Here is a 22,894-nt window from a genome sequence, read left to right as displayed (position 1 = left end):
TGTTTGACGTTATGCCAATTTAATGTCGATAACGCTATGAAATCAATAGAGTTTTTTCTGGACAAAAATGTGATCAATCTCTAATATTCCGCCATCACTGTTCCTGAGTGAACATTCGCATAGCAAGGACGCATTCATTCATATCATCGAGGCGTTAAATGCAATTTTCCCTGAAGAATTTGTCTGTCAGGACTCAAGTCTTAGTCCCTGTTCTTTTGACCGCTTTTACTTTACTCATCGCGTTGTGGCTGACGAAAAACACCCTTCAAGCCGAGCAAGAAGAGATCACCAGTAACACCGAATCTTTGGTGTACTACAAAGATACTCTGGCAAAAATCGACGATGCCGTTTACCCACTGCGTATTAGTGCGGTGTACGCGATTTACGACGCCAATCGCCGTGACGCATTTCTCGCCGAACTCAAACAAGGCGCAAGTGACATCAGCCAAGATCTTGATGCGATCACCAAGCGTGGTTCGTTTCGCCGTGAAGCTGACCAAGTGCGTGATGCGGTCAATAGCTACATTGACCACTCCACTCGTGCGGTCACCTTTTTAGGTCGCTATGATCAAGGCTCGGTGTCGCAAGACGAATATCTGCTTTTTATTAGCGAATATCGCCGTGTCGGTAACGACATGGTTCAAGCCATCAATGCCATGTCGCAGCAAGTTAACCGAGTGGCTACTGAGCGCATGGCAAAAAGCAATCTGGACAATCAACAGGTGCAAGACACCGCGATGGTTACGGTGTTGGCCGTTATTGCTGCCTCGTTGCTGGTGGCGTGGTTCCTCTCTGGCATGATTGTTACTCCAATTATTAAGCTTCAGGCGGTGATGCGCGAACTGGCGCAAGGTAATTTGTCGGTACATGCCGATGTGGATGGTGACAACGAAATCGCGCACCTTAGCAAAGACGTAAACATAACCGTTCGCCAATTGCATACCACGGTCGATCAACTAACGCGTATTTCAGAAGAGGTGGCTTCTGCCTCCACTGAGCTGGCGGCGGTGATGACCCAAGCGGAAGTCAACGCGCAGCAAGAGCTGGCAGAAATTGAGCAGGTGGCATCGGCGGTCAACGAACTGGCGAGCACGGCGAATAATGTCAGCGATAACGCGACCGCAGCGGATTCCACCGCGCGTGAAGCCGATGGCTTAGCCAAATCAGGGTTGGCGATTTTCCGCGAAAGTGCGCAGGCAAGCGAGCAGATGTCGCACGCCTTGAACGATGCGGCGCAAGTGGTGATGCGTTTGAAAGAGCAATCGGTGCAGATTAACGATGTGATTGAAGTGATCCGTGGCGTGTCTGATCAAACCAACTTGCTGGCGCTGAACGCGGCGATTGAGGCGGCGCGTGCTGGTGAATCTGGACGAGGTTTTGCCGTGGTGGCCGACGAAGTTCGTATGCTGGCAGCGAGAACGCAAGATTCGACCAAAGAGATTCAGGCGATCATCGAAGAGCTGCAAACGCAGTCGGGCCTCGCCAATGAAAGCATGCAGACTAGCCTCGATATGCTGGCGCGCAACAATGAACTGACGCGCCAAGCGAATGATGCGCTGATGGGCATTACCGATGCGGTTGCCAATATTAACGATTCCAACACTCAAGTGGCGACAGCCGCAGAAGAACAATCGCAAGTGACGCAAGACATCAACCGTAACGTGGTGAATATGTCGGAACTGGTGAATCAGAATGTCGCCGGTATCAGCCAGAGCGCAGGCGCGAGTGCTGAGCTTTCGCATCTAGCCGAAAAACAGAAAGAGCAGTTAAGCTTCTTCCGTCTGTAAAATCCGTGTATTGTAAAACAAAAAACCGCCACAAGTTTGGGCGGTTTTTTTATCATCTAGCTTCTTAGCTTAAGTTTGGTGCCATCGAAAGTGAGGTGGCTGAGCAGGCTCTTGGCGTTGACTTTGCCGTAGTCATCGAATTCCACCCCATAGCGAGCGTAATGGGTCGATCGTTGCAAATTGCACACTTTGCCTTTGAGCGGGGCGAGCGTCACGCCGCCATTTTTACCTAAGACAATGTCGAGCGACACTTCTTCGCCCACTTGGAAAGTGCGGCTCATCGGCGTAGTAATAAATCGGCAGCCGCCACGGGAGAGATCGCGTATTTCGCAATCCACGCCAATCTCGCCCAAATAGGCTTTCGCGCTAAGGTTCACCTCATAGCGGATCTCTTTGCGCAGCTGCGACACCTGCATGGTGCTGGGCACACTCAGCACAAGCAGCGGGAATGGATCGCCCAAGCGGTAGGAAATTTGGCTGCGAAACTGAATGATCGCCCCTTCACCGCGATGCGAAAGCGCTTTGATATTGATCCAAAAGCCCGCTTGAAAATAGAAACGCAGATCTTCATCCGAGATCTGTGGCACTTCGATTAATATCGCATTGTTAGAGTGCGAACCAATGAACTTAGTTGTGGTTAGAAACTTGATACCGACAGGTGTGGTGACGTTCAGCGTCATTTCACTGCCATGCTCAATCATCGCCAGTGCGTCCGTACTGTTTAAAGTGGATACGTTGTGCGTTTGATTGCTCTGTTGTACCGACGGACTACGTCCTTGAATTCTCGCCATAGATAACGTCATTTATTGTTGTGATCCCTGATAGAGCAGCCCGAGAGATTTGGCAGTGATGAGCCACTGCCTTCTCGCATACACTAAGCGTATGCCCCAAATGGTATTCGCGCATATTTCGATTGGGAATTTTATTCAGGGGGATTAACATGTTCAATGATAAATACCTGAAATTTTGGAGGAATAGTGTGAATAACGTCACTCATGATGAGAAAAGTCAACGTTACAGCGTGCATTTGGAGGGAGAGTACTATGCCACACTCGCTTACCAACTGGTCGATGGGGTGATGCACATTACCTCAACTAAGGTACCAGAGGCCCTGCAAGGTAAGGGATACGGTAAAGTATTGATGGAAGCGGTACTGCCTGAAATTGAGCAAGCTGGCTACAAAGTGGTGCCCATTTGCAGCTATGTGAAGCATTATTTGCAGCGCAATCCGCGCTGGCAGAGCTTGGCCGCTTGATAAAAACAAGGCCAGCACTGCTGGCCTTGAGAACCTATGGTTGCGCTTTAACTAGCACGTTGGCGAATGCGCCCCATGATGTAAGTATTGATGAACTGACCATCGCGAAATGACGCATCCACCGCCTCTCCCTCAATCACAAAGCCATGTTTCTTATACAGGGCGATGGCTCTTTCGTTATCGCTGTTGACTTCAATCTGAATACGGTGAACGTTAAGCCAGTTGTCTGCCAGCTCGGTCACCGTTTCGATCAACTTACTGCCAATCCCCAAGCCGTGATAGTCGTCATGCACGCCAATACCAAATGAGGCGGTATGCGCGGTGCGCGCACGTTGAGAATGGTGAAAGCCGATATTGCCGACCACTTTGCCATCGACAACCGCAACATAGCTATACACTCCGGCGGGAATATTCGATAAGCGTTCTTTCCACATTGCTACTGACGGTTTTGGGAGTTGCAGGGTTTCACGTTGCGCTTTCGGTTGTGAATAGAGTTCCACCAGTGCTTGCGCGTCATCAACGCAAGTCGGACGAACGATAATTTCCATGCTTTTCTCCTTGTTTGTTGTTTTTTAACCAATCTAACCAGAAAAAATCATAAAAACCAGGTTTTTTGTTAATAAATTTAGTGAGTTGATTTCAGGAAAAACCAAAGAAAATCGCCGAGGTTTGCGGAGGTTTCAGCAGAGTTATTGGATGCTTGGCTGATAAGTGAGCAGTTGCACCATTTTTTGTGGCCATTTTTTTGTTCAGAAAGATTTTGTTCTGTAATAGGATGCCCTGTCACTGTTGAATAAACAGGTCACATTAAATAACTAAAAAGTAATAAGGAAAACTGATGCAATTGCGACGTTTGACTCCTAGCTCCGTGGTGTTGGCGATGACTCTCGCTTGCCCAATGATGAGCGTTGCTCAGGAAAGTGTTGTTCCAAAGACCGAAATGCCATCCCCAACTTGGATGCGCGATATTGCCTTGTCGCCAGATGGCCGACATATCGCTTTTACCTATGCCGGACAGATTTGGTTGGTGCCTTCGCAAGGGGGTGATGCGCTGCCACTGACCTCGGCTGACAGCTACAGCGAGCACCCAGTTTGGTCGCCAGACAGTCAGTCGATCGCTTTCAATGCTGACCGCTTTGGCCCGGGTGACGTATTCATCACTTCGCTGCACGGTGGCGAAGCGAAGCGTTTAACTTACCACTTCAGCAAAGATGTGCCTTACGCTTTCAGCGCCGATGGCAAACAGGTGTACTTCAGCTCAGCGCGTTTGGGCGATGCCGATACCAGCGTGAACAATGGCTTTGCCGGCACCGCGTCTGCGCAGCTGTATGCGGTGAATGCAGAAGGTGGACGAGAAAAGTTGATGCTGTCGAATCCGCTCAGCAGTTTGTCCATCAATGGGAAAAATGGCCAGTATCTCTATACCGATCTGCCATCCCCGATGGAACAGCAATGGCGTAAACGCGATGTCTCTGACGCAGCGCGCGACATCTGGCGCTTTGATCCACAAACAGGCAAACACAGCCGTATCACACAATACCGTGGTGAAGATCGCGATGCCGTTTGGTCTGCCGATGGGCAGTCGCTCTTCTATTTGTCGGAGCGCTCAGGCAGCTTCAACATTTGGCAAAAAGGGTTGAATGAAGCGGATAAACCAGTGCAAATCACCCAGCACGAGTTTTTGCCTGTGCGTTTTCTTTCAACCAGCCAACAAGGCGATCTCGCCTACGGCTTTGACGGGCAGATCTGGCATAAAGCGGCGAGTGAGTCCGCCGCAAAGCCAGTTGAGGTCAATATCCGTCAGGTGTTTCTCGGGCAAGGCAAACACTTCGTTAATCTCAATTATGAAGCGACAGAAATCGCGGTTTCGCCGGTGGCGCCTGAAGTGGCGATAGTGGCCCGTGGCGATGTCTATACCGTGTCGCTGCTGTCGGGGGCAACCAAACGCATTACCAAAACCCCGCAAGCAGAGCGAAATGTCTCTTTCTCGGCTGACGGTTTGTCGCTGGTATATGCTTCAGAGCGCTATGGCAACTGGGATATCTTCCACAGTTATGTGAACGATACGGGCAAAAGCTTTTCCACCTCATTGGATGTGCAAGAAGAGCAATTGTCGGATGAGCCAGTTGATCAAACTCAGCCACTCTACTCGCCTGATGGCAAAAAGCTGGCGTACCGTGAAAACAGCAACACGCTTAAAGTCTACAATCTGGAAGAAGATAAACACTATGTGTTACTCAATGATACCCAGCTCTATTCCTACTATGACCAAGATCTAAGCTACGCATGGTCGCCCGACAGCCAATATTTGGTGACGCGTAACCGTGCGGTTTACAATGCCGATATCGTGCTGTTGAAAGCCGACGGCAGCGAAGCGCCAGTACAGATCACCAACAGCGGTTTTGTTGAAGGTGAGCCGAAATTTAGCGCCGATGGACAGATGGTCTACTGGTTAACCGACAGAAACAGCCTGCGTGATATCGACGATTGGGCAGTGCAGTCGGATGTCTACGTCACGGTGCTCAACCAAAAGGCCGATTACGATCTAAAGAAAAGTAAAGAGCAGAAGTGGCTTGATCGAGAAATCGCGCTCGACAAGGGCGAAGAGGGTGAGCAAGCGATGCCTATCGATACGCTGGTTGAGCCGCGCGGACTCAAGCATCGTACTTACCGCATCACGCCGTACTCCATGTTGCCACGCTTTACCTACCTCTCGAGTGATAACAAAGCGCTGTTGGTGGCAAACCAAGTTGGCGATAGTGTCGAGTTCACCAAGATCATGATTGAAGATAGCAGCACCGAAGTGTTGTTTACCCGTGCGGCGGAAGAGGTGAGAGCGATCGAAATGGAGCCAGACAGTGAGACACTGGTGCTGATTGGCGATCACGGTATTGAAGAGCTTCATCTGCCGAGTGGCGAATCCAACTATGTCGACTACCAAGCTGAAGCCAATTACGACTTTAGCGCAGAAGTGGCGTACATTTTTGACCATGCTTGGCGTTTAACCGCAAGCAAGTTTTACGACAAAGGGCTGCATGGCGTGGATTGGGCCGCTTACGGTGAGGCGTACCGCAAGCACTTGGCTGGAATCCGTACCTACCAAGATTTCGCCGAGCTGCTGAGTGAAATGTCGGGCGAGCTCAATGCCTCACACACTGGCGCGTTCTTCCTCGACGGAAAATCTGGCTGGCCAGAACAAGCTTCTTTAGGGCTTTTCTATGATGACAACTACCGTGGAAAAGGGGTGCGTATTAAGGCCGTGCTGCCTGCGGGTCCTGCTGACACCTATCAGACCATCATCAAACCGGGCAGCATTATTTACTCGGTGGATGGCCAAGAAATCACGCCAGAGATGAACATTTATCCGCTACTGGATGGCAAAGTTGGCAAAATGGTGCGTCTGAATGTGCTGAGCCCGGGAGAAAAAGAGCCGCAAGAGACCCAATTGGTGGCGATTGATCTGGGCCACGAAGCGGAACTGGCCTATGAGCATTGGGTTGACGAGCGCAAAGCGCTGACGGAGGAATGGTCTGAAGGGCGCTTGGGTTACGTTCATGTGGCAGAGATGGGACCGATCTCTTACGAAAGGTTGATTAATGAGTTGTTTGGTGAGTACAACGACAAAGAAGGTGTGATTGTTGATATTCGCTACAACATGGGCGGCAATTTGCACGACCAACTCATGGAAGTGCTCTCCGGTACGCGCCACAGCGCCCAAGTCACACGTGACGGCTATCAGTTGTCGACTTTCCCTGAGCGCCGCTGGGCGAAGCCGAGTGTCATGTTGGCCAATGCGGCGAGCTATTCTGATGGTTCGATTGTGCCCTATTTCTACAAGCGTGAAGGCATTGGCCAATTGGTCGGTGAACGTGTGCCGGGTACGGGCACGGCGGTGTTGTGGGAGCCTCAGCAAGAGTCTCGACTCGTCTACGGTGTGCCTCAACTTGGTTTTAAAGACGACCAAGGGCAGTGGTTTGAAAACCAAGAGGTGATTCCGGATGTGCTGGTTTACAACTCGCCGGAAGACATGGCCAAAAATTACGACAGACAACTGAAAGTCGCGGTTGAAACCCTACTCGCAGATTTGGATAAAGCGAAGTAGTAGAGCCTCTATTCCTCACTGTTCGAAGTCGATTGAGCCCCCCCGAAGATTGTCCATCTCGGGGGGCTTTTTTATCCTTTTCTTCCCACCGATACCTTTTGTAACAATAATTTCACCTTTGAATGCCAGCAGAGTATGATGACGACTGTTCTGAATCGGCCGCGCTGGGCTTATTCACGTCAAAACTAGGGACAGCTCATGACCGCAAACCGCCAAGGTTGGAAAACACCGCAAAACTTCTTACTGCTCGTTTCCATCATCGTGCCTATCGCCTTCTCCACTTGGATGGCGCTTCTCAATAACTTTGTGATAGAAAAAGCCAACTTTGATGGTGCGGATATTGGTTTATTGCAAAGTGTGCGTGAAATACCCGGTTTTCTCGCTTTTACCGTGGTATTTGTCTTACTGTTTATTCGTGAACAACGCTTCATGTTGATTTCACTGGCAATGCTCACGCTCGGCACGGCGATCACCGGACTGTTTCCTTCCCTGTTTGGTCTGCTGCTGACTACGTTATTGATGTCGACGGGCTTTCACTACTTTGAAACCCTCAAGCAGTCGCTCTCCTTACAGTGGCTGAGTAAAGCGGAAGCGCCGGAAATGCTGGGTAAATATGTCTCAGTGGGCGCACTGGCTTCGCTGGTTACTTACGGCTCGATTTGGTTAATGTTGGAGCAACTGAAATTCGATTTTCGCACTGTGTATCTGATTGCTGGTAGTGTCGGGTTCGTGTTGGTGCTGGTGATGGTGTTTGCTTTTCCGCAGTTTAAAACCGAGGTACAACAAAATAAGAAGCTGGTACTGCGTAAGCGCTACTGGCTCTACTACGCCCTCACTTTTATGAGTGGTGCACGCCGGCAGATCTTCACGGTGTTTGCGGGCTTTTTGATGGTGGAAAAATTTGGCTACTCGGCGGCAGATATTACGCTGCTGTTTTTGATCAATTATCTGTTCAACTTTTTGTTTGCCAAACGGATTGGCCGTTTTATCGGTGTGGTGGGTGAGCGCAAGGCGCTGATGTTTGAGTACGTTGGGCTGATTTTTGTCTTCGTCGGCTACGGCTTAGTCAAAAGTGCAGAGTGGGCCGCCGCGCTGTATGTGATTGACCACCTCTTTTTTGCGCTGGCGCTGGCGATCAAAACCTACTTCCAGAAGATTGCTGATCCAGCAGACATGGCCTCAACCGCAGGTGTTGCTTTCACCATCAATCACATCGCGGCGGTAGTGATTCCGGTGACCTTTGGCGTGATCTGGCTGGTTTCGCCTTCCAGCGTGTTCTACATTGGCGCGGCAATGGCTGGGGTGAGTTTGCTACTCTCGCTCAATATTCCGGCCAAACCAGAGGAAGGGAACGAAACGCGCGTCTTGCGCTGGAGCTAAGCTATTCATCATAGCGAACTTGCTTTTTACTCACTGGTGAGTTCGCTTGAGTCGCTCGTTTCCCCAAAGCGGCGCCGGGCTGTAGAGTCTCGGCGCGCTGTTTTTGGGCAGATGGACGAGGTTCAAATGATGGCGGCGAGCCCATTGCACCGTCAGTGAAGTCGGTGCCGAGAGCGTCACCAAGGTGGCGATTCTGGCGCGCACCGCTTTGTGGATCAGCTCCAAACTGCAGCGACTGGTCATCACTACAAATCCTTGTTCTGGGTTGACGTTTGCTTGCACCATCGCGCCTATCAGTTTATCCAAGGCATTGTGACGACCAATATCTTCGCGGCACAGCGCCAGTTCACCGACGTCAGTGACATACAGCGCCGCGTGCAATGCGCCGCTATGTTGAGCCAACACTTGCGCTTGCTGAATGCGCTCACGTAGCCCAGAAAACAAAGCTGGCTTAGGCGGCGCAACCTCTGGCAGTGTTTCCAGCGATGGCAAAGCTTGCTCAAGCGCTTCCACGCCACAAATGCCACAGCCGCTGGTTCCGGCTAACTGGCGACGCTGGCTTTTCAACGCCCAAAATGCGCGATTGGCGATCTCAACCGCCGCATGCAGTGAATCTTGGCCAACGCTTAACTGCATATCGTGAATTTCACGAGCTGAGTGCACCACGCCGCTGCTGAGGCTAAACCCAATAACGAAATCTTCGATGTTGCCCGGTGTCACCATCATCACCGCGTAGCTGATGCCATTAAAACTGATGGAGAGCGCTGTTTCACTCGCCAGCGCTTTACTGCCTTGAGTGCGTCCGGTATCCATCTCTACATATTGATAACGATCTGGTTTTTGTGCAGCGAAGTTGGTTTCACTCAGTTGCGTCAGAGGTGTGATGGTGCAGGTCATGAGTTTTTCTCTCTTTATGCCGTGGTGAGCGAGTCGGCGGCAAATATCGTCTTTGCTTTGGCAAAGCATCGTTCAGCCAGTACCGAACGCGGTTCACTGCTGCGAATCAGTAGGCCAATCCGCGAGTGTACCTTGGCTTTGGCGATCGGGATCATCCGCAGATGCTCGTTCATGGCTTCCATGCCACCATTGAGTGGCATAATGGTACAACATAGCCCGGCGTTGACCGCTTGCAGCAACTGAAATGTCGAGTCACTCTCTAACTGAATGTGCGGTTCAATAGCGTGACTGTGAAAACTAAGGTCAATCGAGCGGCGGTAATGCATCCCCTGAGTAAGCAAGCCAAGCGGGATCTTATCGAGACTCTCCCAAGCCATTTCGCTCTGGTCGAAGGAAAAATAACGGTTATCGTGCAGTAGCCCCATGCGGGTAGGTTGAAGTTCAAACACCTCAAATTGGCGCGTATCGAGTTGATCGAGATAGCAAAGGCCGAGATCAAGCTGATTGCGGTTTAACGCGTCAACTACTTGTTCCGAGGTCATCGAAAAGAGCTGATAGCGCAGATCTGGGTAGTGTTGGGTGAGTGGCTTGAGCAACGTCATCGGGTCAAGGCTGGCTAGAGGGACCATGCCAAAACGCAGATTCCCGACCAGTTGCCCGCGGCAGTTGGCGGCTTCTGCTTGCAAACCGTCGTGCGCGGCGAGCACACTGCGCGCCCAAGCGAGAATGCGCTCGCCTGCATCGGTAAATCCTTCGAAGCGCTGGCCACGGTTAATCAAAGTGAGTTGCAACTCCTCTTCTAAATTGCGGATACGCATCGACAGGGTTGGCTGGGTAATGTGGCACATCGCTGCGGCTTGCCCGAAATGCTGGGTTTCGTCGAGAGCAATGAGGTATTTCAATTGCTTAATATCCATAGTGCTTTCCTAAGCCGCCAAGCGTAGAGAGGTTGCAGGCATTGAAACGGCCTGACTTGAGTCGTTTTGCTCAATATTGACGATCAGCGCTTCGGATTGCAATCGGTGAGTACGCATCGCTTATTGAAAACGCCATATCTTTCTACTCAAGGCGCACGAGAGAAAAACGTCGTGAATCGGATCGGGGTAGCGTAATGATAGCGGTTGGAGTTGGTCGATAAATAAGCATTGATGGTCGTGGCAAAGTCTCAGTGGAATACAGCAATCTCACCAAAAAAATAGATGTTTCGCTCACAATACCACAGCTATTTTAATTAATTTACAGAATATATCAGTTTGCTGATTTCCGAATATTAAAGAGAAATTAAAATTTATAAAAACATTTAATCTTCATTTAAATAATGATTTTCAATGTTAAAAAATAGCTATTTACGGAAATGTTTCTGAGTTTTAAATACGCTTTTACTCTGTGCTGATTTTCACTTTCTTTGATTGTGGTCAAGAATAAAGTTGAAAATGACCCAGATCAAATTGATTGTTTTTATCAATTGATAGATGAGCTCTATCAAGATTGAAATATTAACCCGTTTGGCAGTGATGGCTCTCAACGCTTTGTTTTTAAGAGAGCAATAGCGAGAAAAGTGATGAAAATGCAAGCTTTGTATTTAATTATCCTGATAGTTCCTATCAATTAAAATTTAAATCAATCAATTTGACTAACGTAGAGATAGCGATTAACCTCTATCTAAAATAAAAATCGCCCCAAATAATTTGTGGCATTGAATAATCAGTCAGTGAACTTTATCTCCTCAACGTTATTTCACCGAAATCAAAGTGCTTGACGCTAGGATCGCTATTTTCTATCGCTCATTAATAAATCCGAGTGGTAAATCAGAGTTCATTGTCATTCCGAACGAGGAGTGTCGTCATGAAGCAAAAAGAACAAATTGAACAATATTCTGGCCCTGCTGGTGGCTGGGGAGCGCTCAAAGCGGTCACGAAAAGCTGGTTAGGCAGCGACAATGCCTTTCGTAACCTACGCGCGATGCTCAAGACTAACCAAAATGGTGGCTTTGACTGTCCCGGGTGCGCTTGGGGAGAATCGCCGGAAAACGGCGTGGTCAATTTTTGCGAAAACGGCGCCAAAGCCGTCAACTGGGAAGCCACCAGCCGCTTAGTCGAGCCGGAATTTTTTGCCCAGCACAGTGTCAGTGAGTTGGCAAAGCAAAGTGACTACTGGTTGGAATACCAAGGTCGTTTGAGCCATCCGATGCGCTACGATGCGAGTAGCGATCACTATGTCTCTATCTCTTGGCAAGAGGCATTTGATTTAGTTGCCAAGCATCTCAACGCGCTGCAGTCGCCTGATGAAGCGGAATTCTACACCTCGGGGCGAGCCAGCAACGAAGCGGCCTATCTCTATCAGCTGTTTGTGCGTGCCTTTGGCACCAATAATTTTCCCGACTGTTCCAATATGTGTCACGAGGCCAGCGCGATCGGGCTGTTTGAAACCATCGGGGTGGGTAAAGGCACGGTGGTGTTTAAAGATTTTGAGCACGCTGATGCGATTTTTATTGTCGGACAAAACCCCGGTACTAACCATCCGCGGATGTTAGAACCGCTGCGCGCGGCGGTAAAACGCGGTGCACAGGTTGTCTGCCTTAACCCACTCAAAGAGCGTGGTTTGGAGCGTTTTCAAAACCCACAATTGCCGATTGAAATGCTACGCAACGGCTCTAAACCGACCAGCAGCGCTTATTATCATCCGGCGCTGGGCGGCGACATGGCGGTGTTTCGCGGCATGGCGAAGTTTCTTTTGCAATGGGAACGTGAAGCGTACGCGCAGGGCGGGGAACCTGTGTTTGACCACGAGTTCATTCGTCAGCACACCAACGGATTAGACGCCTATTTAGCCGCCGTTGAGCAAACATCTTGGCAGCAAATTGTTGATCAATCAGGTTTGCAACTCGATGAAATTGAGTCGCTGGCGCACATCTATCGCCACGCCGATCGCGTCATCATGTGCTGGGCGATGGGGCTCACGCAGCATCGCCACTCGGTAGTAACCATTCAGGAAGTGGTGAATCTGCAATTGCTGCGCGGCAACGTGGGCAAACCGGGCGCAGGCTTATCGCCAGTGCGTGGTCACAGTAATGTGCAGGGCGATCGCACCATGGGGATCAATGAGAAACCGCCTGCGTTTTTGCTTGATGCACTGGAGAAACGTTTTCAGTTTAAGGTGCCTCGCTCACATGGCCACAACGCCGTGCAGGCGATTCAGGCGATGGAAGAAAAACGCGCTAAAGTCTTTATCGGTCTTGGTGGCAATTTCGCCCAAGCAACACCGGATACGCCTCGCACTCACCAAGCCATGCGTAACTGTGAGCTGACGGTACACATCGCCACTAAACTCAACCGCTCGCATTTGGTGACCGGGCGTGATGCCTTGATCCTGCCGTGCTTGGGTCGCACTGAAATCGACGAGCAAGCTGATGGCCCGCAAGGCGTAACGGTGGAAGATACCTTTAGTATGGTGCACCTCTCGTATGGTCAGTTGAAACCGCGCTCGCCACATTTGCGCTCTGAACCCGCCATTTTGGCCGGGATTGCTAAAGCGACGCTGGGCAACTTCCCGATTGACTGGGATTGGGCCATCGCCGACTACAGCCGTATTCGTGATTTGATTGAGCAGACTATTCCCGGTTTTAAAGATTTTAACCAACGCGTGCAGCACCCTGGCGGTTTCTATCTGGGCAATGCGGCGGCGCGGCGTGAGTGGAATACCGCCAGTGGCAAAGCGCAGTTTTCTCCTTCGGCTTTGCCAGCACAATTGGTGAATGAGCACGTTACGTCACGTGGTGATATTCCGGATCTGATTTTGCAAACGCTGCGCTCGCACGATCAATACAACACCACGCTGTATGGTTTGAACGACCGTTATCGTGGCGTATTTGGCCGACGTGATGTGCTGTTTGTCAATCAAGAGGAAATTCGCCGTTTGGGTTATCAAGCGGGTGACAAAGTCGACTTGGTGAGCTTGTGGGAAGATGGCGTGGAACGCCGTGTGAGCGGCTTTGAGCTGGTGGCGTATGATATGCCTGCGGGGCAAGCTGCGGCCTATTACCCTGAGACTAACCCTTTGGTTCCGCTGGAGAGTTACGGTGAACGCACATTTACCCCAACCTCCAAGTTTATTGCGATTAAACTTGAAAAAGCCCAGCCAAGTGAGGTGATTGCGACCACCGCAGTCTAATCACTATGCTAAATTGCGAGGCCCTGCATAATGCAGGGCCTCGCTGTTTTTACGACCACGGATACCAGAATAGAGCCGTGTCGAGTAAGCGCTTACCAATCGCTGCCGCGACGATCACGACAATCGCGGTTAGGCAAAGATAATCCATTTGTTTGAGCGGTTTTAAACTGTACCAAGTACGCGAATTATGCCGACCAAAGCCGCGTAGTGTCATCGCGTTGGAAATTTGGTCTGCGCGCTCTAAGCTGGAAAAAATGAGCGGGCCAAGAATTTTGGCGACATTTTTCAAACGCGTAAACAGCGGTGCTTTCTTGCTGAGTTCGACTCCGCGAGCTTGCTGGGCGTGCATGATATTGACGAAATCTTTCTTCACTTCCGGTAGGTAACGCAACGTTAAACTGACCGCGTAGGCGATTTTGTAAGGCACGCCGAGGCGGTTAAGGCTCGCGGCAAACTCCGTCGGATGGGTTGTGAAGACAAACACCAACGCAATCGGGAACATGCTGAAATATTTCAGCGTCACGGTGACTAGGTAAAACAGCGTCTCTTGGGTGAGCGAGTAGTCTCCGGGCAGCGAGAGCAGTACGTGCGCAGTGCCGATGTATTCGCTGCCTTGCTGCGGAGCTAAGGCAAACATGAACAGTGCGTTGAGCAGCAGAACACTCGCGGTACCCAGCAGCAAAGGTTTATACACGCGAAATGGCACTCGGGTGAGTTTTAGCAGCCCAAGACCTGCGATGATCAACAAGCCAATCATCCGTAAGTCAAAGGTAGTGAGTACTACCGTGATCCACGCGATAAACAGGGCGAACTTAGTGATGCCGTTAAGTTGATGCAATGGCGATTGGGTATCAATGTAGTTGATACCAAACTTCATTTTGGTCTCTTTCATGCCTGCTTCTCGTGACAGCGCTCGGTTGACAAGGTTTCACTTTCGTCGACTTTCTCGCGATGGGCTTTCTCGCTGGCGATAAAGTGGCGCATTAACCCATCACGGTCTGCGATGGCAAATTTTTCCGCCAACGGGTACAAACTGGTGATCGTGAGGTTGGCGCTATCGAGCAAAGTGGGCGAGCTCAAAACGTGGGTCATCGGCGCATCGGCGATCAATTTGCTGTCGGCAATGACCAGCGAACGTGTGGTGTATTCAAGCACTAGGTGCAGATCGTGCGAGATGATCATCACCGTGATGCCAAGCTCGCGGTTGAGTTTTTCGATAAAGCGCAACATCGCGGTGTAATTGCGATAATCTTGACCTGCGGTCGGTTCATCAAGGATCAACAGTTCCGGCTCTAAAGCGAGAATCGAGGCGATGGTCACGCGTTTTTTCTGTCCGTAGCTCAGCGCTTCAATCGGCCAATGCCGATATTTGCTCAGTCCACACAGCGCCAGAACGTCGAGCACTTTGCTCTCGATCTGCATTTCGTCGAGGCCACGATTACGCAGGCCAAAAGCGACTTCATCGAAAATCATGTGATGGGAGATCATATGATTGGGGTTTTGCATCACTACGCCGATTTTTTGGCTGCGCTCAAAAATCGACAACAGACTGAGGTCGTCGCCATTTAAGTACATTGCACCTGCATCTGGCGTCAGTACCCCCATCAGCAGTTTGGTGATGGTGGATTTTCCTGAGCCGTTTTTACCCAGCACGGAGACAAACTCTCCGCGTTGAATGTCGAAATTCATCCCCTCAAGCGCATTTTTCTCACCATCATAGGAATAGGTCAAATTACGCACTTGCAAAAGAGGAGCAGACGAAGGGAAGTCAGAGGCATTGGTAGCGGCATCAAACCAAGCGCGAAGCGGTTCGGCAAACGGTTCGACAGGGATGTGCGACAGCTTCGATGGATGATGATGTTCAGTAAGCTGGCAGCCCGCCGCTTTTAAGGCTGAAAGGTAGAGCGGCTCACGAATTCCGTACTGCGCCAGCAAAGAAGAAGCAAGCAGCTTGTCAGGTGTGGTGTCGGCAATTATCTCGCCGTTATCCATCAAGATGATGCGATCCACTGGCCGATGCAGCACATCTTCCAGACGGTGTTCAATAATCACCACGGTTTTGCCACTTTGTGTGTGCAGATCATCAATGATTTCAATGGTCTTTTTACCCGTTTTCGGGTCAAGTGCGGCCAGCGGTTCATCAAACAGCAGAATATCGACATGGTCGACTAAGATGCCCGCCAGTGAGACACGCTGTTTCTGTCCACCGGAGAGATCGTGCGGCGAGCGCTCCAGCATCATCTCCAGATCGACCATACGCGCAGTGGCTTTGACCAGCGGGTACATCTCAATATTGCTAGTCAGTTGGTTTTCCAGCGCGAACGCAATATCTTCACCAATGCTCAACCCTACAAACTGGCTGTCGGTATCTTGCAATACCGTGCCCACTTGCTCGGTGAATTGGTGCATCTCAAAAGGGCCAGTATCTTGCCCATTAATGCATAGGTTGCCAGAGATTTCTCCTTTAACCGCATGTGGTATAAGCCCATTGAGGCATTGGCCAAGCGTCGATTTGCCGCTGCCGCTTGGGCCAATGATGACGATTTTCTCTCCTTTCTCTATCCTTAGATTGATATTTTTTAGCGTCGGTTTGTCCAGCGACTCATATCGAAAAGAGAAGTTAGAAAATTCGATGGTCATGCGCGATTAAGCCTCAGTTAAGTTGCGGCTTTGTTTATTGCGTTTCGCGACCGATTTAAGAATGAAATAGCCCACAACGGCGATCAGTACGGTGTTACCTGAGGCAATGATAGTCAGTTGGGTAAAGACTTTGCTGAAAGGTTCGGCATATAACAGGGTATCGAGAAACGCAGAGCAGCCATAACCAAACACGTTGCCAAGCAGCGCGAGCAGCACGAACAGGGCAAAGTCTTTCATACTAAATTCGCCTTTTTCTAAGCGATTGCGAGTCAGAGATGGGAAGAAACCGATAATCAAACCAACCAAACCAGAGCCGAGAACCCAAGTTAGCCACACGCCCCAACCGGCAAACAGATCCGTCACCCAGTGACCAATAAAGCCAACCAAAAAACCGACCAAAGGGCCAAAGAGAACAGAAAACAGCGCGAGGACCGCCATCGCAGGTTTGAGAGTGGTGTTGGCAAAGACCGGAATGCCAAACATGGGCAACCCACCAATGCCGTAAAGCGCCGCCCCGATTGCAATTACCACTACGGTTTTAGCTGAAAGATTCATAGTTAACCTCTGTTCAATTATCGAAAGAACACATCATTGTTTGTGATGAGTCGCGCCTGATTGTCTATGAAATGGACAAAACAACCAAGTAGCTTATGGTCGGTGCGATTAATCATCAGAAAAGTTGTGATGTTTTCTGCATATCCTTATGACACGCTTGATTTTTCAGCACACATAAAAATAAGGCGCGCAGTATACAGAATTATATTAGGTGAGGGAATGGACTCTGATGGGATGGCGCGAGTGGGGGATGCTTTAGAGAAAAAACAGCAGCGTGGGAAACCCCACACTGCGTTACTCTTCAGTGCAAACCTGATTGCGCCCGTTGGCTTTGGCGCGGTAGAGCGCTTTGTCGGCGCGATAGAAGGTGCGCTGGGTATTTTCACCATCACGATGTAGGGTGATGCCGATTGAGACGGTCAAACCGCGTTCACCTAAAATTTCTGTCCAGCCAAACTGGAAAATGCGTTCGCGGTAATTTTCTGCGTGCAGCTCGGCTTTAGCGAGGTCGGTATTTTCTAAGATCACTAAGAACTCTTCTCCGCCAAAACGTACGCATGAGGCACCGCGAAACCTAAAGTAAGCGGCAAGCTCATGTGAAACGCTGACGATCGCCTTATCACCGACTAAATGGCTCAGCTCATCATTGATAGATTTGAAGTGGTCGATATCGATCACCATCAGCGCAAACGGCGTTTCATGCAGCAGCAGATCTTTGAGTTTGACGTCCAGCCAACGTCGGTTGTGCAGCGCGGTAAGCGGATCGGTGAACACATCCTGCTGCAACTGCGCCATGGTATTTTTGTGCTGCTGCGTGGTCTCTTTGAGTTCCTTGTTTTCAATCTCAGAGAGGATCAATTTCAGTTGCAGATCAAAACGGGAGATGCGGCGCAGCTGGCTTGCCCCAAGTTCACTGATCGGGATATGTTTCATCAGATCCGACTCAATGCGAAAACCTTTTTTCTCACACGCCAACGCGTCTTTAAATCGACCTTGCGCGGCTAATACCTTACTCATTGCGTCGTAAAACTGCTTTGCAACGATGGGAGAGGCTTTAAGCTCAATGTTCTTCGCTGCACTGACCAGCAGCATATTGGCGAGTTCTTGTTTGCCAATCGCACATAACGAATAAGCTAGCTCGATACGATTCATGATCGACAGCCAGTTCGAGTGCAGGCTACTTGAGGAGTACTGAGCTTTTGACAGAGCCAGCAAGGCTTGCATGTGTTGGTTCTGCAATCGGTGCAGCTTGGCTTGGTAAAGCAGAACTTGCCCTGAAAGAATTTTATCGCTGACCAGAATACTCAGCTCTTCACACTCTTTTAAAAGATCCTTGGCCACATTGACACGGCCTAAATGGATGTAACAGGAGAGCAGATAGAGTTTATAACGTAGCCGCAGCGAGCGGCTGCTGATGGAGTGGTCAATACCATCAATTTTTTGATAGTAACGCAGAGCGCGGTTGTGATCGCCAAACGCATCGCAAAGGTTACCCATGCCGACAATCGTGGTCACATATTCATCAATAAACCCGTGTTCAACGGCAATATTAGAGGAGGAGATGTACTCATTGAGTGCGGCGGTGTAGTCACCAATGTCGACCAATCGTTCACTCAGGCTGGCCTTAACCGTAAGAATGTCTTCTGCGTCTTCAGGTAATTCAAGCAATTGAAGCGCTTGACGCAACTCGTCAATGCTCAGTTGTAACTGCTTTAACTCGTAGCGATACTCCGCGCTGATGATGTAGCAGTGCGCGCGCTCTTTGCGGGTGGAAGCAACATGCTGGCGAACATGATTCCAAAGAATAATGGCCTCTTCTCCGGCCACGGAGGCAGGATCAAAACCTGCATCGGTGACTTTATTCAGCAGCTTTTCCATGCTTCTTTACCTTTGTCTTTTTTCTTTGGCTCTCTTCCAACTGCTCTAGCGTAAACGGAAAAGTGAGAATGTCGTGCAGCGTGATTTCGGGTAGGGCGCCGTTCAAACCTTTGCGTTTCCAAGGATAGATGCTCAGCATACTGGAGAATATGGCGAACAACTCTTCGGCCGCCTGTTCTTTTTCACTGATCAGCATCGCAACATGGTCGGCGCTCAAACGGGAAATCAGATCTTTAGTGGTGGAGAGGCTGTGCGCCAGTTCAGTACAAACGTCTAAATACGCAGAGTCGCTGTGGCGGATCATGATCACCGCGTGGTTGCCTTTTTTCAGTTCGGTCTTAAACAGAACCAGTTGTTCCCACCAATAAGTCTCGGACACCACATTGGAAAATTGCTTTTCCGGATCATATTCGTGCTGCGCGCGTATGCGGTTGATCAGTTTACGAGCGCGCTGCTCCAGTTGTCTTTTTGAGCCACGAGCTTTGTCCATGCTGACGCGGCTGGTTTGTTCTCTGAGCATCTGCAGTGAGTGGCGGCGGTATTTCTGAAAGGCTTGATATGCCAACTCATAATTGCCTTGCTCTTCGGCGACTTTAGACTGCTGAAAGCAAATTTGGCTGAGCAGTTCGCCATTGTCAAAACGAACGGCGGACGCTTCTGCTTGCGCGAGCAGTTTCGCCGCGTTGAGGGTATTTTTACGCAGTAGTTCCAAGCGCGCTCGGCTTATATACGAATGGGCTTTCATCCACGTCAGGTTGTGCTCAACGGCGAGTTCATGGGCTTTTTGCGTCGCTTCGTCGGCGGCGTCAAGCCGCTCTAGCCCAAGTAAGGCTAATCCACGAAAATCCCAGATTTCGGCTTGCCATGTTTTGTCGTGGTAATCCTTAAGCACTTCGGCTGCACCGTCCAGCACGGTTAACATTTCCACATAGTTGTTGAGCAGGTAGTAGTCCCAGGCAAGCAAAATCCGTGCTTTGCCTTCCAGCCAATCAATGCGGGCGTTATTGGCGACTTTAACCGCGAGTGCATGGGTGGCGGCGGCAAGTTTGTAGTCTGTCGTGATGCGCCAAACATTGCCAAGGCCAATCAGAGCCTCAATTTGGATCGCCACCTCATCAACCAATGCGGATTGTTCAAGAGTGTTTATCCAATACTGCTGGGCGGAGTAATACTTGGCTTGTCCCCAGTATTGCAGGGCGTGAAGATGGAGAATTTCCGGAAGATGATCGTCGTTATCTAAGCGGTTTTGTTTACTGTAGGCGTCTTTAACAAACTTCAGCCCACGGCGATAGTCCATCAAGTCCCAACAGCACTGCGAGAGGATCAGCAGCGCGCGAATTTCACCTTCAGGGTAGAGAATCTGTTCCGCACGGACGTAGCACTGTTCAGCGACTTTGAATACCGCTTCTGGCTCTTGATTGATGCGAGCCTTGAGCTGTCTGAGTTCTGTATCTAACTGAAATTGGCTTTTATCCAAAGTTTACATCCGTGACAGTAAAGAGGGCGTCTAACACTTTCATTATATTGACGTGTCAAAAATTAGCACTATATCCGGGCTTAATTGTTCCGCTCGCTGCCGCTGGGTTATGAATATTGGGCGTTATTTCACATTCTTAACTCAGGTTAAACCTTCTACAGTGCTGCATTAGGACAAAAGCTGTTTGAGTGTCAGTGGCTTTTCAGTTACGCCGAGCCGCTGTGCAGCGGTTTGCCCTTGTTTGTCTTGGTAGCATAAATTGTGCCACGCTCTGAATATATCCAGCAGTGACAAAATGCCTCCGGGGCGGAGTTTGCGTCTTGGTTCATTGATAAAGCTTTCAAACAGAACTTGGAAGCGACGCTGGAAGAAGGCGATGTTGCGTGTAGTAGCGGTACTAAACCATTGTTCAGGATGGTTATTATTGCCGGCAAGATAACAGATGCCTTTTTGCATGTCGCCTTGATTGGCGATTGCCCAGCGATCTCGCCACCAGCTCATATAGACAATATCGACTCGTTCAAAAGGCTGATCCATTTTCCAGTCCGCATCTTCTTCAACATACATCAGGTCAACATTCTGGCTCTTGATCCGCGAGAGGCAAACACTCAGCGCCGCAGAGCGCAGCAATGGATCTTGTGGCATGTAAATCGAGACACGACAAGCGTCGTTGCACATATCCAATACATGAAGATAGTGAGCGTAAGAAGTGTATGGCGGACGAACCACTGCGCCTTTTGACGGATAGTTAAACACCGTCATGTTACCTATCGGGTCTTCCACATTTCCACGTGCCAGAATAGTTTGATATTTCTGATCAATCCGCTCGCGTAAATAGTCTGACGGTGCTCCTGCCGCTTCTTTGGCTTCGGCAACGTAATCGGGAGAGACAAAACGAGAAACCGGCTCGTAAGGGTTATGATCCACCGAGCCTAAAGGTTCTTCATTGGCCGAGTAGTTGACGTGTTGGCAGAGAATATAGCCGGATTGGGCCTCGCCAGACGCGATCCAGTACACGCCGTTATCACTGTTCGGCTGTAACGGAACATAATGGGAAGCAAGCTGATAACTTTGCGCATGATTGACCCAGCGCGCATCAATGGTAGCCAATTTGCGGCGGCAACGGCTAGCGATGTGATCGACGTGATCGTAAAACGTTTTGGGATTGATGTGCAGTTTGCGGCATATCTCTCGCACTGAGTAGCCCGTAAACAGCAGGCCCATCAAGTTTTCTTGGAATTGCAGCTTTTTATTTGCCCCAGACCATTTGTCGACAAAAGTCGATTGGCAGTTTTTGCAGCGATATCTTTGTCGATCGCCACTGTAGCCAAACGCATGGTAGAGGTGTTTGTGAGTATGAACGGATAGGCCAAAGTTGGCGCAATCGTCGTTGCGGCAAGCTGGCAGGCCGTCACTGTGAAGCTGACGCAAGCGATGCAGCTCGTTCAGCACTTCACGGTTGTTAAGTAAGGGGGGGAAAGCACCACATTCACGGCAGACCATCGCTGGACGCTTAGGGTTCGCATGTTGCAAAACGTATCGCTTTGCATCGCTCAGACCAAAGTTGTCACACGCCAATGTTTTACAAAAGTTGAGTTGTAACCCATCTGCGTCTTTTGGCAGTTCGCCGTTAGACACAATCACCCCCTCGGGATTATTCGGATGGCCGAGCGAACTCGGCCAAAAGTTTAGATATTGATTGCGGTTTCTAGAGCAACTTTCATCATGTCATTGAATGACTTCTGACGATCTTCTGAGCTCAGTTTTTCACCACGGATGATGTGGTCAGAAACGGTCAGAATAGTCAGCGCTTTTGCTTTGAGATCAGCGGCTACGCCGTAGATGCCCGCAGCTTCCATATCCACACCTAGGATGCCGAGTTTCTCCATCTTCTCGAAGATATCAGCTTCAGGGGTGTAGAACAGATCGGCAGAGAACACGTTACCCACTTTTACAGGGACGTTTTGCGCACGTGCTTGGTTAACCGCTTCTTCAAGCAGGCCGTAGTCTGCTAGAGCGGCAAAGTCGTGATCGTTAAAACGGATGCGGTTCACTTTAGAGTCAGTAGATGCACCCATACCGATGACCACGTCCATCAGGTTTACGTCGTCACGTACGGCGCCACAGCTGCCGACACGGATCACGTTCTTAACGCCGTACTCTGCAATCAACTCGTGCACATAGATACACGCGGATGGGATGCCCATGCCGTGGCCCATCACAGAGACTTTCTTCCCTTTGTAAGTGCCAGTGAAGCCAAACATGTTGCGCACATCGCAAACCTGTTTAACGTCTTCGAGGAAGGTTTCTGCGATGTATTTCGCGCGCAGCGGGTCACCTGGCATCAGGACGGTTTCTGCAAAATCACCAGGTTGTGCGTTGATGTGTGGGGTTGCCATAGCGTTCTCCAATATTTCTATTGAGGTAATTATCATCAAAAGTGAATTCTAATTACCAATTCTGTTGAAACTGTTTCTGTTCGTTGAGGCAATACTAGCTAGATAAATGGATATTCCATGAGACAGTGCTCACAGATTGCTTTGATTTATGTCTTTGTGTCTCTATTGATAACTAAATATGTTGAAAGCAAAAAGGCAATCGATTTGTCTCTGGCAAACCAATAGTAAACTTGGCTGGCTGTTAATGAGAATGATGTAATTCGTTGACTGTACTCACAAGATATTAACCTTGTTAATCATAAAGTAACCTATTCTGTTTGCGAAAATCTGTACGTATACAAAAAGAAAGTTTGT

The 22,894-nt window shown here is 49.7% G+C and carries 16 protein-coding genes; 5 read left to right on the top strand and 11 right to left on the bottom strand.

The window, feature by feature from the left end; all coding sequences use genetic code 11:
* Nucleotides 1-158 precede the first annotated feature (158 nt).
* A complete protein-coding gene (locus tag I3X05_RS19110) occupies nucleotides 159-1,787 on the top strand; it encodes a methyl-accepting chemotaxis protein (protein WP_193167978.1) in 1,629 nt (542 codons plus the stop codon).
* Nucleotides 1,788-1,843: 56 nt separating this feature from the next.
* On the opposite strand, the gene I3X05_RS19105 is transcribed toward I3X05_RS19110, so the two are convergent.
* On the bottom strand, nucleotides 1,844-2,590 hold the full coding sequence (locus tag I3X05_RS19105; protein WP_045568656.1) for a flagellar brake protein: 747 nt from the start codon (nucleotides 2,588-2,590) through the stop codon (nucleotides 1,844-1,846).
* Between the two features lie 176 nt (nucleotides 2,591-2,766).
* Between I3X05_RS19105 and I3X05_RS19100 the strand changes: the two genes are divergently transcribed.
* Complete coding sequence (locus tag I3X05_RS19100; protein ID WP_082069508.1) at nucleotides 2,767-3,042, top strand: GNAT family N-acetyltransferase; 276 nt, start codon at nucleotides 2,767-2,769, stop codon at nucleotides 3,040-3,042.
* A gap of 47 nt (nucleotides 3,043-3,089) precedes the next feature.
* On the opposite strand, the gene I3X05_RS19095 is transcribed toward I3X05_RS19100, so the two are convergent.
* On the bottom strand, nucleotides 3,090-3,590 hold the full coding sequence (locus tag I3X05_RS19095) for a GNAT family N-acetyltransferase (protein WP_193167977.1): 501 nt from the start codon (nucleotides 3,588-3,590) through the stop codon (nucleotides 3,090-3,092).
* 290 nt (nucleotides 3,591-3,880) lie between these two features.
* Between I3X05_RS19095 and I3X05_RS19090 the strand changes: the two genes are divergently transcribed.
* A complete protein-coding gene (locus I3X05_RS19090; protein WP_425304505.1) occupies nucleotides 3,881-7,144 on the top strand; it encodes a S41 family peptidase in 3,264 nt (1,087 codons plus the stop codon).
* A gap of 198 nt (nucleotides 7,145-7,342) precedes the next feature.
* A complete protein-coding gene (locus I3X05_RS19085) occupies nucleotides 7,343-8,524 on the top strand; it encodes an MFS transporter (protein WP_045568652.1) in 1,182 nt (393 codons plus the stop codon).
* Nucleotides 8,525-8,554: 30 nt separating this feature from the next.
* Here I3X05_RS19085 and fdhD read toward each other — a convergent pair whose 3' ends face one another.
* Complete coding sequence (fdhD, locus tag I3X05_RS19080) at nucleotides 8,555-9,421, bottom strand: formate dehydrogenase accessory sulfurtransferase FdhD (protein ID WP_045568651.1); 867 nt, start codon at nucleotides 9,419-9,421, stop codon at nucleotides 8,555-8,557.
* 14 nt (nucleotides 9,422-9,435) lie between these two features.
* Nucleotides 9,436-10,338 carry a LysR family transcriptional regulator gene (locus tag I3X05_RS19075; protein WP_045568650.1) on the bottom strand — a complete coding sequence of 301 codons (903 nt, stop codon included), beginning with the start codon at nucleotides 10,336-10,338 and terminating at the stop codon, nucleotides 9,436-9,438.
* Between the two features lie 928 nt (nucleotides 10,339-11,266).
* Here I3X05_RS19075 and I3X05_RS19070 point away from each other — a divergent pair.
* Entirely contained in the window at nucleotides 11,267-13,591 is a 2,325-nt protein-coding gene (locus I3X05_RS19070; RefSeq protein WP_045568649.1) for an FdhF/YdeP family oxidoreductase, read from the top strand.
* A 49-nt stretch (nucleotides 13,592-13,640) separates the two neighbouring features.
* On the opposite strand, the gene I3X05_RS19065 is transcribed toward I3X05_RS19070, so the two are convergent.
* The 7 genes from I3X05_RS19065 to deoD form a co-directional block, all read right to left on the bottom strand.
* Entirely contained in the window at nucleotides 13,641-14,483 is an 843-nt protein-coding gene (locus I3X05_RS19065) for an energy-coupling factor transporter transmembrane component T family protein (protein WP_045568648.1), read from the bottom strand.
* Nucleotides 14,480-16,231 carry an ABC transporter ATP-binding protein gene (locus I3X05_RS19060; protein WP_045568647.1) on the bottom strand — a complete coding sequence of 584 codons (1,752 nt, stop codon included), beginning with the start codon at nucleotides 16,229-16,231 and terminating at the stop codon, nucleotides 14,480-14,482. Before I3X05_RS19060 ends, I3X05_RS19065 begins: the two co-directional genes overlap by 4 nt.
* A gap of 6 nt (nucleotides 16,232-16,237) precedes the next feature.
* Nucleotides 16,238-16,786 (bottom strand): ECF-type riboflavin transporter substrate-binding protein, encoded by a 549-nt coding sequence (locus I3X05_RS19055; RefSeq protein WP_045568646.1) that lies wholly within the window; start codon nucleotides 16,784-16,786, stop codon nucleotides 16,238-16,240.
* A 294-nt stretch (nucleotides 16,787-17,080) separates the two neighbouring features.
* Nucleotides 17,081-18,664, bottom strand: a complete 1,584-nt coding sequence (locus I3X05_RS19050; protein ID WP_045568787.1) for a GGDEF domain-containing protein — start codon at nucleotides 18,662-18,664, stop codon at nucleotides 17,081-17,083.
* Nucleotides 18,645-20,141 carry a hypothetical protein gene (locus tag I3X05_RS19045; protein WP_045568645.1) on the bottom strand — a complete coding sequence of 499 codons (1,497 nt, stop codon included), beginning with the start codon at nucleotides 20,139-20,141 and terminating at the stop codon, nucleotides 18,645-18,647. Before I3X05_RS19045 ends, I3X05_RS19050 begins: the two co-directional genes overlap by 20 nt.
* Before the next feature lie 168 nt (nucleotides 20,142-20,309).
* On the bottom strand, nucleotides 20,310-21,779 hold the full coding sequence (locus I3X05_RS19040) for a lactate dehydrogenase (protein WP_045568644.1): 1,470 nt from the start codon (nucleotides 21,777-21,779) through the stop codon (nucleotides 20,310-20,312).
* Nucleotides 21,780-21,829: 50 nt separating this feature from the next.
* Complete coding sequence (deoD, locus tag I3X05_RS19035; RefSeq protein WP_045568643.1) at nucleotides 21,830-22,540, bottom strand: purine-nucleoside phosphorylase; 711 nt, start codon at nucleotides 22,538-22,540, stop codon at nucleotides 21,830-21,832.
* Between the last annotated feature and the right edge of the window lie 354 nt (nucleotides 22,541-22,894).

Origin of the sequence: Vibrio navarrensis (genome assembly GCF_015767675.1) — a bacterium.
Lineage (GTDB): Bacteria > Pseudomonadota > Gammaproteobacteria > Enterobacterales > Vibrionaceae > Vibrio.
The sequence above is the reverse complement of the archived record's forward strand: the minus strand, read 5'-3'. Positions and strand labels throughout refer to the sequence as shown.